At 64.9% G+C, this 14,282-nt stretch carries 24 protein-coding genes; all 24 read left to right on the plus strand.

Annotated features, from left to right (window positions below; translation table 11 throughout):
* Positions 1-55: 55 nt before the first annotated feature.
* The 24 genes from tuf (at position 56) to map (ending at position 14,189) form a co-directional block, all read left to right on the plus strand.
* Positions 56-1,249, plus strand: coding sequence for an elongation factor Tu (tuf, locus tag G5S38_RS01505; protein ID WP_165063421.1), 1,194 nt, complete (start codon positions 56-58; stop codon positions 1,247-1,249).
* Between the two features lie 438 nt (positions 1,250-1,687).
* A complete protein-coding gene (gene rpsJ / locus G5S38_RS01510) occupies positions 1,688-1,996 on the plus strand; it encodes a 30S ribosomal protein S10 (protein ID WP_147783478.1) in 309 nt (102 codons plus the stop codon).
* A 10-nt stretch (positions 1,997-2,006) separates the two neighbouring features.
* Positions 2,007-2,657, plus strand: a complete 651-nt coding sequence (gene rplC / locus G5S38_RS01515; protein WP_165063423.1) for a 50S ribosomal protein L3 — start codon at positions 2,007-2,009, stop codon at positions 2,655-2,657.
* Positions 2,658-2,660: 3 nt separating this feature from the next.
* Positions 2,661-3,404 carry a 50S ribosomal protein L4 gene (rplD, locus tag G5S38_RS01520; protein WP_165063425.1) on the plus strand — a complete coding sequence of 248 codons (744 nt, stop codon included), beginning with the start codon at positions 2,661-2,663 and terminating at the stop codon, positions 3,402-3,404.
* Positions 3,401-3,700 (plus strand): 50S ribosomal protein L23, encoded by a 300-nt coding sequence (gene rplW / locus G5S38_RS01525; RefSeq protein ID WP_165063427.1) that lies wholly within the window; start codon positions 3,401-3,403, stop codon positions 3,698-3,700. The genes rplD and rplW overlap by 4 nt, the downstream gene beginning before the upstream one ends.
* A 19-nt stretch (positions 3,701-3,719) precedes the next feature.
* Positions 3,720-4,559 (plus strand): 50S ribosomal protein L2, encoded by an 840-nt coding sequence (gene rplB / locus G5S38_RS01530; RefSeq protein ID WP_165063429.1) that lies wholly within the window; start codon positions 3,720-3,722, stop codon positions 4,557-4,559.
* A gap of 12 nt (positions 4,560-4,571) precedes the next feature.
* Positions 4,572-4,853, plus strand: a complete 282-nt coding sequence (rpsS, locus tag G5S38_RS01535; protein ID WP_165063432.1) for a 30S ribosomal protein S19 — start codon at positions 4,572-4,574, stop codon at positions 4,851-4,853.
* 23 nt (positions 4,854-4,876) lie between these two features.
* Positions 4,877-5,278 carry a 50S ribosomal protein L22 gene (gene rplV, locus G5S38_RS01540; protein ID WP_165063434.1) on the plus strand — a complete coding sequence of 134 codons (402 nt, stop codon included), beginning with the start codon at positions 4,877-4,879 and terminating at the stop codon, positions 5,276-5,278.
* Complete coding sequence (gene rpsC, locus G5S38_RS01545) at positions 5,278-6,063, plus strand: 30S ribosomal protein S3 (protein WP_165063437.1); 786 nt, start codon at positions 5,278-5,280, stop codon at positions 6,061-6,063. The genes rplV and rpsC overlap by 1 nt, the downstream gene beginning before the upstream one ends.
* A gap of 2 nt (positions 6,064-6,065) precedes the next feature.
* Positions 6,066-6,485: a 50S ribosomal protein L16 gene (gene rplP / locus G5S38_RS01550; RefSeq protein WP_165063439.1), complete on the plus strand. Its 420-nt coding sequence runs from the start codon at positions 6,066-6,068 to the stop codon at positions 6,483-6,485.
* Positions 6,485-6,838 carry a 50S ribosomal protein L29 gene (gene rpmC / locus G5S38_RS01555; protein ID WP_165063441.1) on the plus strand — a complete coding sequence of 118 codons (354 nt, stop codon included), beginning with the start codon at positions 6,485-6,487 and terminating at the stop codon, positions 6,836-6,838. The genes rplP and rpmC overlap by 1 nt, the downstream gene beginning before the upstream one ends.
* Positions 6,838-7,161: a 30S ribosomal protein S17 gene (rpsQ, locus tag G5S38_RS01560; protein WP_165063443.1), complete on the plus strand. Its 324-nt coding sequence runs from the start codon at positions 6,838-6,840 to the stop codon at positions 7,159-7,161. Before rpmC ends, rpsQ begins: the two co-directional genes overlap by 1 nt.
* Before the next feature lie 33 nt (positions 7,162-7,194).
* The gene (gene rplN, locus G5S38_RS01565) at positions 7,195-7,563 is read left to right on the plus strand and encodes a 50S ribosomal protein L14 (RefSeq protein ID WP_165063445.1); all 369 of its coding nucleotides are present in this window, start codon (positions 7,195-7,197) and stop codon (positions 7,561-7,563) included.
* Between the two features lie 3 nt (positions 7,564-7,566).
* A complete protein-coding gene (gene rplX / locus G5S38_RS01570; RefSeq protein ID WP_165063448.1) occupies positions 7,567-7,926 on the plus strand; it encodes a 50S ribosomal protein L24 in 360 nt (119 codons plus the stop codon).
* A complete protein-coding gene (gene rplE / locus G5S38_RS01575) occupies positions 7,926-8,519 on the plus strand; it encodes a 50S ribosomal protein L5 (RefSeq protein ID WP_165063450.1) in 594 nt (197 codons plus the stop codon). Before rplX ends, rplE begins: the two co-directional genes overlap by 1 nt.
* Positions 8,520-8,595: 76 nt before the next feature.
* Positions 8,596-8,994, plus strand: coding sequence for a 30S ribosomal protein S8 (gene rpsH / locus G5S38_RS01580; RefSeq protein ID WP_165063452.1), 399 nt, complete (start codon positions 8,596-8,598; stop codon positions 8,992-8,994).
* A gap of 4 nt (positions 8,995-8,998) precedes the next feature.
* Positions 8,999-9,535 (plus strand): 50S ribosomal protein L6, encoded by a 537-nt coding sequence (gene rplF / locus G5S38_RS01585; RefSeq protein ID WP_165063454.1) that lies wholly within the window; start codon positions 8,999-9,001, stop codon positions 9,533-9,535.
* 2 nt (positions 9,536-9,537) lie between these two features.
* A complete protein-coding gene (rplR, locus tag G5S38_RS01590) occupies positions 9,538-9,909 on the plus strand; it encodes a 50S ribosomal protein L18 (protein WP_165063456.1) in 372 nt (123 codons plus the stop codon).
* A gap of 92 nt (positions 9,910-10,001) precedes the next feature.
* Positions 10,002-10,646 (plus strand): 30S ribosomal protein S5, encoded by a 645-nt coding sequence (gene rpsE, locus G5S38_RS01595; protein WP_201276550.1) that lies wholly within the window; start codon positions 10,002-10,004, stop codon positions 10,644-10,646.
* Positions 10,646-10,831 carry a 50S ribosomal protein L30 gene (gene rpmD, locus G5S38_RS01600; protein ID WP_022883265.1) on the plus strand — a complete coding sequence of 62 codons (186 nt, stop codon included), beginning with the start codon at positions 10,646-10,648 and terminating at the stop codon, positions 10,829-10,831. Before rpsE ends, rpmD begins: the two co-directional genes overlap by 1 nt.
* On the plus strand, positions 10,831-11,316 hold the full coding sequence (gene rplO / locus G5S38_RS01605; protein ID WP_235928835.1) for a 50S ribosomal protein L15: 486 nt from the start codon (positions 10,831-10,833) through the stop codon (positions 11,314-11,316). Before rpmD ends, rplO begins: the two co-directional genes overlap by 1 nt.
* 113 nt (positions 11,317-11,429) lie before the next feature.
* Positions 11,430-12,755 (plus strand): preprotein translocase subunit SecY, encoded by a 1,326-nt coding sequence (secY, locus tag G5S38_RS01610; RefSeq protein WP_165063460.1) that lies wholly within the window; start codon positions 11,430-11,432, stop codon positions 12,753-12,755.
* The gene (locus G5S38_RS01615) at positions 12,752-13,351 is read left to right on the plus strand and encodes an adenylate kinase (RefSeq protein WP_165063462.1); all 600 of its coding nucleotides are present in this window, start codon (positions 12,752-12,754) and stop codon (positions 13,349-13,351) included. Before secY ends, G5S38_RS01615 begins: the two co-directional genes overlap by 4 nt.
* A gap of 7 nt (positions 13,352-13,358) precedes the next feature.
* Positions 13,359-14,189 (plus strand): type I methionyl aminopeptidase, encoded by an 831-nt coding sequence (map, locus tag G5S38_RS01620; RefSeq protein WP_165063464.1) that lies wholly within the window; start codon positions 13,359-13,361, stop codon positions 14,187-14,189.
* Positions 14,190-14,282 lie beyond the last annotated feature (93 nt).

Here is a 14,282-nt window from a genome sequence, read left to right on the forward strand (position 1 = left end):
ATCGATCGGGCGCAGCCGCGCCCGGAGAACTACATGAAGTCCTGAGGAGGACCCATTGGCGAAGGCAAAGTTCGAGCGGACTAAGCCGCACGTCAACATCGGCACCATTGGTCACGTTGACCACGGTAAGACCACGTTGACCGCGGCTATCACCAAGGTGCTGCATGACAAGTACCCCAACCTCAACACCGCTTCGGCGTTCGACCAGATCGATAACTCGCCTGAAGAAAAGCAGCGCGGTATCACGATCAACATCTCGCACGTCGAGTACCAGACCGAGAAGCGCCACTACGCCCACGTAGACGCCCCCGGCCACGCTGACTACATCAAGAACATGATCACCGGCGCGGCCCAGATGGACGGCGCGATCCTCGTGGTCGCCGCCACCGACGGCCCCATGCCCCAGACGCGTGAGCACGTGCTGCTCGCCCGCCAGGTCGGCGTGCCGTACATCGTGGTCGCACTGAACAAGACCGACATGGTCGACGACGAGGAGATCCTCGAGCTCGTCGAGATCGAGGTTCGCGAGCTGCTCTCGAGCCAGGAGTTCGACGGAGACAACGCACCAGTCGTGCGCGTCTCCGCACTCAAGGCACTCGAAGGCGACGCAACCTGGGCCGAGACCGTGGCCGACCTCATGGACAAGGTGGACGAGTTTGTTCCCGAGCCCGTGCGCGAGACCGAGAAGCCCTTCCTCATGCCCGTCGAGGACGTCTTCACGATCACCGGTCGTGGAACCGTCATCACCGGTCGTGTCGAGCGTGGAACCCTCCACCCGAACGACGAGGTCGAGATCGTCGGAATCAAGGAGAAGTCCTCCAAGACCATCGTCACCGCCATCGAGATGTTCCGTAAGACCCTCGAAGACGCGCGCGCCGGTGAGAACGTCGGACTCCTGCTCCGTGGAACCAAGCGTGAAGACGTCGAGCGCGGTCAGGTCGTCGTCAAGCCCGGTTCGGTAACCCCGCACACCGAGTTCGAGGCGAACGCCTACATCCTTTCCAAGGATGAGGGTGGCCGTCACAACCCGTTCTACGCGAACTACCGCCCGCAGTTCTACTTCCGCACCACCGACGTCACCGGAATCATCCAGCTGCCCGAGGGCACCGAGATGGTCATGCCCGGTGACACCACCGAGATGACGGTGTCGCTGATTCAGCCCATCGCCATGGAGGAAGGCCTCCGCTTCGCAATCCGTGAGGGTGGCCGTACCGTCGGCGCCGGCACGGTCGTGAAGATCCTCAAGTAACACCCGCACCAGCAACGGGGTCGGTCCTTCGGAACCGGCCCCGTTTCGCGTTGGCGGGGTGCGGCAGCCGCGCAAGGCATTCAGGCCAGTGGATGCTGCGGCCGGGCGCACCGCGACACGCCCGGGTTTGCAGCCTGCGACGGGATGTGGCAAACTCGTCTAGTTCAACATTCCGGCACGAAGTGCGCGGATCACTGCCAGGCAGTGCATAGAGCTGAGGCCCAGGGCCCGGTTCTAGGCCGCGGGTAGCAGAACAGCCAGATCACAACCTCAGAACATGCGGCAACGCGTGTACACGTTCAGGGCGACACGCCCGAGCGCGGGGGCCGGTCTGGATCCGTAGTTTTTGACAGATAAACAGTGGTGCGACAGCAGAAGTGCTCGAGCCCCGTGTGTGTCCGTACGGGATACGCAAGGAACAAAGAGAGTGAGTCACACATGGCGGGACAGAAGATCCGCATTCGACTTAAGTCGTATGACCACGAGGTCATCGACAGCTCGGCGCGCAAGATCGTCGACACGGTGACCCGTGCCGGCGCGACGGTCGTCGGCCCGGTGCCCCTTCCCACGGAGAAGAACGTGATCGTCGTGATCCGTTCCCCCCACAAGTACAAGGACAGCCGCGAGCACTTCGAGAAGCGCACCCACAAGCGTCTGATCGACATCATTGACCCGACGCCGAAGGCTGTCGACTCGCTCATGCGACTCGACCTGCCCGCCGACGTCAACATCGAGATCAAGCTCTAGAGGAATCCCAATGTCTATCACTAAGACGAGCAGGGGTCTGCTGGGCACGAAGCTCGGCATGACCCAGGTCTGGGACGAGAACAACAGGCTCATCCCGGTCACCGTTATCGAGGTCACGCCCAACGTCGTGACCCAGTTGCGCACCCCCGAGGTCGACGGCTACAGCGCCGTGCAGATCGCGTACGGCCAGATCGACCCGCGCAAGGTCACCAAGCCCCTCACCGGTCACTTCGACAAGGCAGGCGTCACGCCTCGCCGTCACGTCACGGAGGTGCGCACCGCAGACGCCGCCGAGTACACGCTCGGCCAGGAACTTGCGGTCGACATCTTCGAGGCCGGCCAGAAGGTCGATGTCGTCGGCACCAGCAAGGGCAAGGGCTTCGCCGGCGTCATGAAGCGTCACAACTTCAAGGGCGTCAGCGCTTCGCACGGTTCGCACCGCAACCACCGCAAGCCCGGCTCCATCGGCGCATCCTCCACCCCCAGCCGTGTCTTCAAGGGCATGCGCATGGCCGGACGGATGGGTGGCGACCGCGTCACCGCGATGAACCTCAAGGTTCACGCCGTCGACCTCGAGAAGGGCGTCATCCTCGTGAAGGGTGCCGTTCCCGGAGCTCGCGGCCGCATCGTTTTCGTACGCAACGCAGTGAAGGGGGCGTAACGCATGGCTGAGAACACAAGCCTCGACGTCATCGACTCGAAGGGCGCGAAGGTCGGCACCGTCGACCTCCCCGCAGAGACCTTCGACGTTCAGACCAACATCCCGCTGATCCACCAGGTCGTCGTCGCCCAGCGCGCCGCGGCCCGCCAGGGTACGCACAAGACCAAGGGCCGCGGAGAAGTCTCCGGTGCCGGTCGCAAGCCGTTCAAGCAGAAGGGAACCGGTCGCGCCCGCCAGGGCTCGATCCGCGCCCCCCAGATGACCGGTGGTGGAATCGTCCACGGACCGACCCCGCGCGACTACGCACAGCGCACCCCCAAGAAGATGATCGCCGCGGCACTGCGTGGCGCGCTCTCCGACCGGGCCCGCGGCGGACGCATCCACGTCGTCGACTCGCTCTCCGTCGGAGACGTGCCATCGACCAAGACCATCGTCGCGCTGCTGGGCGGCATTGCCACCAGCAAGCACGTGCTGATCGTGCTCGACCGTAACGACGAGCTCAGCCGCAAGAGCGTTCGGAACATCCCGTCCGTTCACGTCCTGCCGTACGACCAGCTCAACGCCTACGACGTGCTCGTCTCCGACGACATCGTCTTCACGAAGAGCGCCTTCGACGGCTTCGTCGCTGGACCGATCGCCGGAGCATCCATCAAGGACGCCTCCCCGCTCGGCAGCAAGAAGCGCGTCAGCCCCGAGAAGTCGGCGGCGTCGAGGGATGAAGCCAAGAAGGAGCAGGTCAGCGCATGACCGGAATCAACAAGGACCCGCGCGACGTAGTTCTGTCGCCCGTCGTGTCTGAGAAGAGCTACAGCCTGATCGACCAGGGCAAGTACACGTTCATCGTGGACCCCCGCTCGAACAAGACCGAGATCAAGCTCGCTATCGAGAAGATCTTCGGTGTCGAGGTCGCGTCCATCAACACGATGAACAAAAAGGGCAAGACCCGTCGCACCAAGTTCGGGATCGGAAAGCGCAAGGACACCAAGCGCGCGATCGTGACACTCAAGAGCGGTTCCATCGACATCTTCACGGCTGTCGGCTAAGGAACAGAGGACAAAAACCATGGCTATTCGCAAATACAAGCCCACGACCCCTGGTCGTCGCGGTTCCTCGGTTGCAGACTTCGCCGAGATCACCCGCTCCACCCCCGAGAAGTCGCTGCTGCGCCCCCTGTCGAAGACCGGTGGCCGCAACAACGCCGGACGCATCACGACCCGTCACATCGGTGGTGGCCACAAGCGCCAGTACCGCGTCATCGACTTCCGTCGCAATGACAAGGACGGCGTGAACGCCAAGGTCGCTCACATCGAGTACGACCCCAACCGCACTGCACGGATCGCACTGCTCCACTTCGTGGACGGCTCGAAGCGCTACATCATCGCGCCGAACAAGCTGAGCCAGGGCGACATCGTCGAGTCGGGCGCCGGCGCGGACATCAAGCCGGGCAACAACCTCCCGCTGAAGAACATCCCCACCGGTACCGTGATCCACGCGATCGAGCTCAAGCCGGGCGGTGGCGCCAAGATGGCCCGCTCCGCCGGGTCCAGCGTTCGTCTCGTCGCCAAGGACGGCCCGTACGCGCAGCTCCGCCTGCCGTCCGGTGAAATCCGCAACGTGGATGCGCGCTGCCGCGCCACCATCGGCGAGGTCGGCAACGCCGAGCAGTCGAACATCAACTGGGGCAAGGCCGGACGCATGCGCTGGAAGGGCGTTCGCCCCACGGTTCGTGGTGTCGCGATGAACCCCGTCGACCACCCGCACGGTGGTGGTGAGGGCAAGACCTCCGGTGGACGTCACCCCGTCACCCCGTGGGGCCAGTCCGAAGGACGCACCCGTCACGCCAACAAAGAGAGCGACCAGCTCATCGTTCGCCGCCGCAATGCCGGCAAGAAGCGCAAGTAGGAGTTGTAGAAGATGCCACGCAGTCTGAAGAAGGGCCCCTTCGTCGACGACCACCTGCTTCGCAAGGTAGTCGGCGCGAACGCCGCCAGCAGCAAGAACGTGATCAAGACCTGGTCGCGCCGCTCGATGATCGTGCCAGCCATGCTGGGCCACACCATCGCGGTGCACGACGGTCGCAAGCACATCCCGGTCTTCGTTACGGAGACCATGGTTGGGCACAAGCTCGGTGAGTTTGCTCCCACCCGCACCTTCCGTGGACACGAGAAGGACGACAAGAAGGGTCGTCGCCGCTAACGCGGCGGCGAAGGAGGAGAGAAATGGTGGAGTCGATCGCACGCGTGCGTCATATCCGCGTCACCCCTACGAAGGCTCGTCGCGTCGTCAACATGATCCGCGGCAAGCAGGCTTCTGAGGCCCTGGCCATCCTGAAGTTCGCGCCCCAGGGTGCGAGCGAGCCCGTCTACAAGCTCGTCGCGTCGGCCATGGCCAACGCCCGGGTCAAGGCGGATGCCAGCAACAGCTACCTGGACGACCAGGACCTGTTCGTCTCGTCGGCCTACGTCGACGAGGGCACGACACTCAAGCGCTTCCAGCCGCGAGCACAGGGTCGGGCGTTCCAGATCCTGAAGCGCACCAGCCACATCACCATCGTCCTGGCCACGCCGGACGAGACCGATGCTGCTGCACCGAAGCGAACCGCGAAGGCAGGAAAGAAGTAATGGGCCAGAAAGTAAACCCCTACGGCTTCCGTCTGGGAATCACTACCGACCACGTGTCGCGCTGGTTCTCCGACAGCACGAAGGAAGGTCAGCGTTACGCCGACTTCGTCGCCGAGGACATCAAGATCCGCAACCTGCTCAAGACCTCGCTCGATCGTGCAGGAGTTGCACGCATCGAGATCGAGCGCACCCGTGACCGCGTTCGCGTGGACATCCACACGGCGCGCCCGGGAATCGTCATCGGTCGCCGCGGCGCCGAGGCGGAGCGCATCCGCTCCGACCTCGAGAAGCTGTCGGGCAAGCAGATCCAGCTCAACATCCTCGAGGTCAAGAACCCCGAGGCCGAGGCACAGCTCGTCGCCCAGGGAATCGCGGAGCAGCTCACCGCTCGCGTCGCGTTCCGTCGTGCGATGCGCAAGGGCCTCCAGGGCGCCCAGCGCGCCGGTGCCAAGGGTGTCCGCATCCAGGTGTCCGGTCGTCTCGGCGGCGCCGAGATGAGCCGCTCGGAGTTCTACCGCGAGGGACGCGTTCCCCTGCACACGCTGCGCGCCAACATCGACTACGGCTTCTACGAGGCCAAGACGACGTTCGGCCGTATCGGCGTGAAGGTATGGATCTACAAGGGCGACATCACCGACAAGGAGCTCGCGCGCGAGCAGGCGAACGCCAAGTCGTCGCGTCCGGAGCGTCGTGGAGACGACCGTCGCGACAGCGGCCCCCGTCGCGGCGCCGGTGCTCCCCCCAGGACTGAGACTGCCCCGGCAGCAGTAGGAGCAGAGGCATAACCATGTTGATTCCCCGCAAGGTCAAGCACCGCAAGCAGCACCACCCCGGTCGTAGCGGACACGCTACCGGCGGCACCACGGTCGCGTTCGGCGAGTACGGCATCCAGGCCATCACTCCCGCCTACGTCACCAACCGCCAGATCGAGGCCGCGCGTATCGCGATGACCCGTCACATCAAGCGTGGTGGAAAGGTGTGGATCAACATCTACCCCGACCGCCCGCTGACCAAGAAGCCCGCCGAGACCCGCATGGGTTCCGGTAAGGGTTCACCCGAGTGGTGGGTCGCGAACGTCAAGCCGGGCCGAGTGCTCTTCGAACTGAGCGGCGTCTCTGACGACGTCGCCCGCGAAGCACTCACCCGTGCCATTCACAAGCTGCCTCTCAAGGCACGCATCATCAAGCGCGAGGAGGGCGACGCATAATGGCGATCGGATCCAAGGAGCTCGCCTCAGACGAGCTTGACACCTTCGAAGACGAACGACTCGTCGACGAACTCAAGAAGGCCAAGGAAGAGCTGTTCAACCTGCGCTTCCAGTCGGCCACCGGCCAGCTGGACAGCCACGGACGCCTCCGTGCCGTGAAGCGCGACATCGCGCGCATCTACACGGTCATCCGCGAACGCGAGCTCGGCATCCGTGCCACGCCCGCACCGCTCGAGGTAGCCCCGAAAGCCACCAAGGCGAAGGCTCCCAAGAAGTCCAAGGCGACGGCGGATGCCGCAGCCGACGACACCACCACCGAGACTGCCACTGACAAGAAAGAGGAGGCGAAGTAATGGCCACCAAGGAAACCAGCACGGTTTCGTCGGAAGGCGTGCACGCTGCTCATGACGTCAAGGACGCGACCGCTCGCGGATACCGCAAGAGCCGTCGTGGCTACGTGACCAGCGACAAGATGGACAAGACCATCGTCGTCGAGGTCGAAGACCGTGTGAAGCACCCGCTGTACGGCAAGGTCATCCGCCGCACCTCCAAGGTGAAGGTCCACGACGAGGCGAACTCCGCCGGTGTCGGCGACCTCGTCATCATCAGCGAAACCCGTCCGCTCAGCGCCACCAAGCGCTGGCGCCTGGTCGAGATCCTCGAGAAGGCTAAGTAAGCGCCCGCGCTTACTTATCAGTAGGAGAAACAGATGCTTCAGCAGGAATCACGGCTCAAGGTCGCCGACAACACGGGCGCCAAGATGCTGCTCACGATTCGCGTCCTCGGTGGCTCAGGCCGTCGCTACGCCGGCCTCGGCGATGTCATCGTCGCGACCGTCAAGGACGCCATCCCCGGCGGCAACGTCAAGAAGGGTGACGTCGTTCGCGCCGTCATCGTCCGCACCAAGAAAGAGACTCGGCGTCCCGATGGCTCTTATATCAAGTTCGACGAGAACGCCGCCGTCATCCTGAAGGCAGACGGGGACCCCCGCGGTACCCGCATCTTCGGGCCGGTCGGCCGCGAGCTTCGTGACAAGAAGTTCATGAAGATCATCTCGCTCGCACCGGAGGTTATTTAACTAATGGCAAACATCAAGAAGGGTGACCTCGTTCAGGTCATCAGTGGCGCAACCCAGGCCCGCGGCGGAGACCGCGGCAAGCAGGGGCGCGTCCTCGAGGTGCTCGTCGAGCGCAACCGCGTGATCGTGGAGGGTGTCAACTTCGTCACCAAGCACGTTCGCGTCGGCCAGACTCAGCGTGGCTCCAAGACCGGCGGCATCGAGACGCACGAGGCACCGATTCACGTGTCCAACGTGCAGATCGTCGACCCGTCGACCAAGAAGCCGACCCGCGTCGGCTTCCGCACGGAGGTAGTGGAGAAGGACGGCCTCAAGAAGACCGTTCGCATCCGCTACGCCAAGAAGTCTGGTGAGGACCTGTAATGACTGACACCACCACTGCTGCGCCGGCTGTCAAGACTCAGCCGCGCCTCAAGCAGAAGTACAAGAACGAGATCTCTGCCCAGCTGCAGAAGGACTTCGGCTTCACCAACGTGCACCAGGTGCCCGGACTGGTCAAGGTCGTCGTCAACACCGGTGTCGGCGAGGCAGCTCGCGACGGCAAGATCATCGATGGGGCCGTCAAGGACCTCACCGCGATCACCGGCCAGAAGCCGCAGATCACCAACGCCCGCAAGTCCATCGCGCAGTTCAAGCTCCGCGAGGGCCAGCCGATCGGCGCGCACGTCACCCTCCGCGGCGACCGTGCGTGGGAGTTCCTCGACCGGCTCGTGTCGCTCGCGCTTCCCCGTATCCGCGACTTCCGCGGCCTGTCCGACCGCCAGTTCGACGGACACGGCAACTACACCTTCGGTCTCAACGAGCAGTCCATGTTCCACGAGATCGACCAGGACAAGATCGACCGCGTGCGCGGCTTCGACATCACTGTCGTGACCACCGCCCGCAACGACGACGAAGGACGCGCGCTGCTCAAGGCGCTCGGCTTCCCGTTCCGCACGGCCGAGAACACCCCGTAACCCACGCACCACCGATCGCACAGGTCGGCACTCGTGTACCGGGTGTCGAAACCGTACGAGATTAGGAAGCAATCGCATGACAATGACCGATCCGGTCGCAGACCTGTTGACCAGGCTGCGCAACGCGAACTCGGCGTACCACGAGACTGTCTCGCTCCCGAGCAGCAACCTCAAGTCGCACATCGCCGACATCCTCACCAAAGAGGGCTACATCGCCGGGTGGAAGGTGGAGGACGCCCGCGTGGGCAAGACCCTCACCATCGACCTCAAGTACGGCCCCAACCGCGAGCGCTCCATCGTGGGCATCAAGCGCGTCTCGAAGCCCGGACTGCGCGTCTACGCGAAGTCCACTGAGATCCCCAACGTTCTCGGTGGCCTCGGCGTCGCAATCCTCTCGACCTCCTCTGGCCTCCTCACCGACCGCCAGGCAACCTCGAAGGGCGTGGGTGGGGAAGTCCTCGCCTACGTGTGGTGATCTGATGTCCCGTATTGGACGACTTCCCATTCCGATCCCCACCGGGGTCGACATCACCGTGAACGGCTCCGCCGTCACCGTCAAGGGACCGAAGGGCGAGCTCGCGCTCACCGTCGCGAGCCCCATCGCGGTAGCCCTCGACGAGGGCCAGCTGCTGGTCACCCGCCCGGACGACGAGCGCGCATCGCGTTCGCTGCACGGCCTGACCCGCACGCTCATCGCCAACCAGATCATCGGCGTGACCACCGGTTACTCCAAGGGTCTCGAAATCGTCGGTACCGGTTACCGCGTACAGGCCAAGGGAGCGAACCTCGAGTTCGCCCTCGGCTTCTCGCATTCCGTGACCGTCGAGCCCCCGGCCGGTATCTCGTTCACCGTCGAAGGCAACAACAAGCTGACGGTGCACGGCATCGACAAGCAGGCCGTCGGTGAAGTGGCCGCAAACATCCGCAAGCTGCGCAAGCCAGAGCCCTACAAGGGCAAGGGTGTGCGCTACGCCGGCGAAGTAGTCCGCCGCAAGGCCGGAAAGAGTGGTAAATAATCATGGCTCTCGGAACTAGAGGCAAGAGCAAGTCGGCCGCCAAGGCTCGCCGACACACGCGTCTTCGCAAGAAGGTCGTCGGAACCGAGGCGCGTCCGCGCCTCGTGGTCACGCGCTCCGCGCGCCACGTATTCGTTCAGGTCGTTGACGACAGCAAGGGCTTCACCCTCGCATCGGCATCCACCCTCGAAGCCGACATGCGCACGTTCGATGGAGACAAGACCGCCAAGGCCCGCAAGGTCGGCGAACTCGTCGCCGAGCGCGCCAAGCAGGCAGGCATCGACGCCGTGGTCTTCGACCGCGGCGGAAGCCGTTACGCGGGCCGTGTCGCGGCCATCGCGGACGGCGCCAGGGAAGGCGGGCTGGACCTGTGAGCGACGCAACAACGAACAAGGAGCAGGCCGTGGAGTCTGAAGCAACCACCGCTGCAGCAACGCAGCCGGCCGGCGCCGACAGCGCCGCCGTCGTGCAGCCTGCGGTCGTCGAGACCGCAGCCGGCACCGAGAGCAACGCCACGGAGCCCCGCGAGGCCCGCCGTGGCGGACGCGAACGCAACCCGAACCAGCAGCGCGGCAGCCGCGACAGCGAGAAGAGCCAGTTCCTCGAGCGCGTCGTCACCATCAACCGCGTCTCCAAGGTCGTCAAGGGTGGTCGTCGCTTTAGCTTCACCGCCCTCGTCGTCGTCGGAGACGGCAACGGACTGGTCGGCGTCGGATACGGCAAGGCCCGCGAGGTGCCTACCGCTATCTCCAAGGGCGTCGAAGAGGCCAAGAAGAACTTCTTCCGCGTTCCCCGCGTCGCGCAGACCATCCCGCACCCCGTGCAGGGTGAAGCTGCAGCCGGCGTCGTGCTCCTGCGTCCGGCATCCGCCGGTACCGGTGTTATCGCCGGTGGCCCGGTTCGCGCCGTGCTCGAGTGTGCAGGCATCCACGACGTGCTGAGCAAGTCGCTCGGTTCGTCGAACACCATCAACATCGTCCACGCCACCGTCGCTGCCCTCAAGCAGCTCGAAGAGCCCGCAGCGGTCGCCGCTCGCCGTGGCCTTCCGGTCGAGGACGTTGTGCCGGCGCGCCTCCTGCGCGCACAGGCCGACGCGAAGGCAGGTGTCTGATGGCTGCTCGCCTGAAGGTGACCCAGATCAAGTCCAAAATTAGCGAGAAGCAGAACCAGCGCGACACGTTGCGGAGCCTCGGGCTCAAGCGCATTGGCGATGTCGTGGTTCGCGAAGACAATTCGCAGAACCGCGGCTACGTCAACACCGTCGCTCACCTGGTCAAGGTCGAGGAGATTGACTAATGGCTGACGAAACTACGCCCAAGAAGAGCGAGTCCACCGAGGCCCGTCCGCAGGTGCTGAAGATGCACCACCTCCGTCCCGCCCCCGGTGCCAAGAAGGACCGCATGCGAGTCGGCCGTGGTGAGGGATCCAAGGGTAAGACCGCGGGTCGCGGTACCAAGGGAACCAAGGCGCGTTACTCGATGCGTCCCGGCTTCGAAGGTGGAAACATCAACTTCGTCATGCGTGCTCCGAAGCTGCGCGGGTTCAAGAACCCGTTCCGCGACGAGTACCAGGTCGTGAACCTCGAGAAGCTCGCCGAGCTGTACCCGACGGGCGGGGATGTCACCATCGCCGACCTCGTCTCCAAGGGTGCCGTGCGCAAGAACGAACTCGTCAAGATTCTCGGCACCGGCGACATTGCGGTTAAGCTGAACGTCGCAGTAGACAAGGTCTCCGGCTCGGCAGAGCAGAAGATCGTCGCTGCGGGAGGTTCGGTCAAGTAACACGGCGCCCAGGCGCCGCGGAGGCCGAACCGGCCACCACATGCGAGAGTGAGTGGAGTCCCTGATCAGGGGCTCCACTCACCTGCATTTACAACAGACAACTTGGAGGCCTCGTGTTCAGAGCCGTCGCGCGGATCTTCCGCACCCCCGACCTGCGGAGGAAGATCGGCTTCACGCTCGGTATCGTGGCCATCTTCCGGCTCGGATCGTTCATCCCCGCGCCCTATGTCGACTACGGCAACGTGCAGACCTGTATCGCGTCCAACGACGGAACGACCGGTCTCTACGAACTCGTCAACCTGTTCAGCGGTGGAGCACTACTGCAGCTGTCGGTATTCGCGCTCGGCATCATGCCGTACATCACTTCCTCGATCATCGTGCAGCTGCTGCGCGTGGTCATCCCACACTTCGACACCCTCCACAAGGAGGGCCAGTCCGGCCAGGCCAAGCTGACGCAGTACACCCGCTACCTCACCATCGCGCTGGCGATCCTGCAGTCGACCACCCTCGTCACCGTCGCCCGCAGCGGCGCACTGTTCCCCTCCACCAGCGGCGCCCCCGAGTGCGCGAACCTGATCACCGACCCGTCGTGGTACGCCACGCTGCTCATGGTCATCACCATGACCGCGGGCACCGGGCTCATCATGTGGCTCGGCGAGCTCATCACCGAGCGCGGCATCGGCAACGGCATGTCGCTGCTCATCTTCACGTCCATCGCGGCGACCTTCCCCACCGCCCTTTGGGGCATCGCGATCAGCCAGGGCTTCGAGGTCTTCCTGCTCGTGCTCGCGGTCGGCATCGTCATCATGGGCGCCGTGGTCTTCGTCGAACAGTCGCAGCGCCGCATCCCGGTGCAGTACGCCAAGCGCATGGTCGGCAGGCGCACCTACGGTGGCAACAACACCTACATCCCCATCAAGGTCAACATGGCCGGCGTCGTGCCCGTCATCTTCGCCTCGTCGCTGCTCTACCTGCCTGCGCTCATCGCCCAGTTCAACCAGCCGGCCGACGGCAGCCCGCCCGCCCCGTGGGTCACCTGGATCTCGAACAACCTGACCTCCGGCGACAACGTGCTGTACATGGTCATGTACTTCCTGCTCATCGTCGGGTTCACCTACTTCTACGTCGCGATCACCTTCAACCCAGAAGAAGTCGCCGACAACATGAAGAAGTACGGAGGGTTCATCCCCGGCATCCGTGCCGGACGCCCCACCGCCGAGTACCTCGATTACGTGCTCACCAGGGTCACGCTGCCAGGATCGCTCTACCTCGGCTTCATCGCCCTCATCCCGCTCATCGCCCTCGCGACGGTCGGCGCCAACGCGAACTTCCCGTTCGGCGGCGCCAGCATCCTGATCATCGTCGGTGTCGGGCTCGAGACGGTCAAGCAGATCGACTCGCAGTTGCAGCAGCGCCACTACGAAGGACTACTCCGATGACCCGCCTGCTGATCATCGGCGCCCCCGGCTCCGGCAAGGGAACCCAGGGCGCCACCCTCGCCAGCGACTACGGCATCCCCGCCATCGCGACCGGCGACATCTTCCGCCACCACATCAAGACGGAAACCGAGCTCGGCCAGCAGGTCAAGGCGATCGTCGACGCGGGAAACTACGTGCCCGACTCGCTCACGAATGAGATCGTCAAGGACCGCCTGCTCGAGGACGACGCCCTCGACGGCTTCATCCTCGACGGCTACCCGCGCACGCCCGACCAGGTGACCTACCTCGACGAGCTGCTCGCATCGGGCGGGCAGAGCCTCGACGCCGTCATCCAGCTCAAGGCCGACACCGACGAGGTCGTCGAGCGCCTGCGTAAGCGCGCCATCGAACAGGGCCGCCTCGACGACTCCGAGGAGGCCATCCGCCACCGGCAGGATGTCTTCGCCCGCGAGACGGCACCGCTCGTCGCGGTCTACCGCGACCGCGGCCTGCTGATCGAGGTCGACGGCCTCGGCCAGATCGCCGACGTCAAGAAACGCATCACCGCATCGCTCGCGGAGCGCGGCGTGGCGCGTCCCGAATCCGCCACCGCCTGAGCCCGCGATGGCCAGGCGCCCCTCGATCTACAAGACCCCGGCGCAGCTGCGCGCGATGAGGGAGCCCGGCCGCATCACGGCGGTCGCGCTCGAAGCCGTGCGTGCAGCCATCGCCCCCGGGGTGACGACCCTCGAACTCGATGCGATCGCCGAGGCATCCATTCGCTCCAACGGGGCCGAGCCAAACTTCATGCTCGTTCCCGGTTACCGGCACACGCTGTGCGTCTCGGTGAACGAGGAGGTCGTGCACGGCATCCCCGGTGGCAGGGTGCTCGCCCCCGGCGACATCGTGTCGGTCGATTGCGGCGCCCAGTTCGAGGGCTGGAACGGCGATTCGGCGATCACCGTGGTGCTCGACGACCCGGGTAGCCCCGAGACCGTCGCGGAGCGCGAGAACTTGTCCGCTGTCACCGAGGGCTCGCTGTGGGCCGGCATCGCCGCCCTTGCGACCGCCAAGCACCTCAACCAGGTCGGCGCCGCGATCGAAGACGAGATCGACGCCCGCGGTACCTTCGGCATCCTCGAGGAGTACGTCGGCCACGGCATCGGCGAGACCATGCACGAGGAGCCGCCGGTCTTCAACTTCCGGGTGCGCGGCAACGGGCCCGCCGTCAAGCCTGGACTCGTCGTCGCCATCGAACCAATGGTCACCCTCGGGGGCATCGACACCGCGACGCTCGACGACGACTGGACCGTCGTCACCGCCGATGGCTCGGCCGCCGCGCACTGGGAGCACTCGGTCGCCGTGCACGCCGACGGCATCTGGGTGCTGACCGCGCACGACGGGGGAGCGGCGGGCCTCGCCCCCCTCGGCGGGACGCCCGTACCCATCCCGTAAGGCGCAGCCGGGCCGGCACCCAGCCGCCGGGGCCCAGCCCGAGGGGGGGGCTGGCTACTTGTCCATGCTCCGCCCGATCTCCCCGATGAACGA

Origin of the sequence: Marisediminicola senii (assembly GCF_011057645.1) — a bacterium.
Taxonomy (GTDB): Bacteria; Actinomycetota; Actinomycetes; order Actinomycetales; family Microbacteriaceae; genus Marisediminicola; species Marisediminicola senii.

Excerpts from the sequence above, each read along its gene's own strand:
- rplO (WP_235928835.1), top strand. The coding sequence starts at position 10,831 with ATGGCTGACGAAACTACGCCCAAGAAGAGCGAGTCCACCGAGGCCCGT.
- rpsJ (WP_147783478.1), top strand. The coding sequence starts at position 1,688 with ATGGCGGGACAGAAGATCCGCATTCGACTTAAGTCGTATGACCACGAG.
- rplN (WP_165063445.1), top strand. The coding sequence starts at position 7,195 with ATGCTTCAGCAGGAATCACGGCTCAAGGTCGCCGACAACACGGGCGCC.
- rplF (WP_165063454.1), top strand. The coding sequence starts at position 8,999 with ATGTCCCGTATTGGACGACTTCCCATTCCGATCCCCACCGGGGTCGAC.
- rpmC (WP_165063441.1), top strand. The coding sequence starts at position 6,485 with ATGGCGATCGGATCCAAGGAGCTCGCCTCAGACGAGCTTGACACCTTC.
- rplX (WP_165063448.1), top strand. The coding sequence starts at position 7,567 with ATGGCAAACATCAAGAAGGGTGACCTCGTTCAGGTCATCAGTGGCGCA.
- rplR (WP_165063456.1), top strand. The coding sequence starts at position 9,538 with ATGGCTCTCGGAACTAGAGGCAAGAGCAAGTCGGCCGCCAAGGCTCGC.
- rplW (WP_165063427.1), top strand. The coding sequence starts at position 3,401 with ATGACCGGAATCAACAAGGACCCGCGCGACGTAGTTCTGTCGCCCGTC.
- G5S38_RS01615 (WP_165063462.1), top strand. The coding sequence starts at position 12,752 with ATGACCCGCCTGCTGATCATCGGCGCCCCCGGCTCCGGCAAGGGAACC.
- rpsQ (WP_165063443.1), top strand. The coding sequence starts at position 6,838 with ATGGCCACCAAGGAAACCAGCACGGTTTCGTCGGAAGGCGTGCACGCT.
- rplC (WP_165063423.1), top strand. The coding sequence starts at position 2,007 with ATGTCTATCACTAAGACGAGCAGGGGTCTGCTGGGCACGAAGCTCGGC.
- rpmD (WP_022883265.1), top strand. The coding sequence starts at position 10,646 with ATGGCTGCTCGCCTGAAGGTGACCCAGATCAAGTCCAAAATTAGCGAG.
- rpsS (WP_165063432.1), top strand. The coding sequence starts at position 4,572 with ATGCCACGCAGTCTGAAGAAGGGCCCCTTCGTCGACGACCACCTGCTT.
- rplB (WP_165063429.1), top strand. The coding sequence starts at position 3,720 with ATGGCTATTCGCAAATACAAGCCCACGACCCCTGGTCGTCGCGGTTCC.
- rplD (WP_165063425.1), top strand. The coding sequence starts at position 2,661 with ATGGCTGAGAACACAAGCCTCGACGTCATCGACTCGAAGGGCGCGAAG.
- rpsC (WP_165063437.1), top strand. The coding sequence starts at position 5,278 with ATGGGCCAGAAAGTAAACCCCTACGGCTTCCGTCTGGGAATCACTACC.
- map (WP_165063464.1), top strand. The coding sequence starts at position 13,359 with ATGGCCAGGCGCCCCTCGATCTACAAGACCCCGGCGCAGCTGCGCGCG.
- rplV (WP_165063434.1), top strand. The coding sequence starts at position 4,877 with ATGGTGGAGTCGATCGCACGCGTGCGTCATATCCGCGTCACCCCTACG.
- rplP (WP_165063439.1), top strand. The coding sequence starts at position 6,066 with ATGTTGATTCCCCGCAAGGTCAAGCACCGCAAGCAGCACCACCCCGGT.
- rpsH (WP_165063452.1), top strand. The coding sequence starts at position 8,596 with ATGACAATGACCGATCCGGTCGCAGACCTGTTGACCAGGCTGCGCAAC.
- rplE (WP_165063450.1), top strand. The coding sequence starts at position 7,926 with ATGACTGACACCACCACTGCTGCGCCGGCTGTCAAGACTCAGCCGCGC.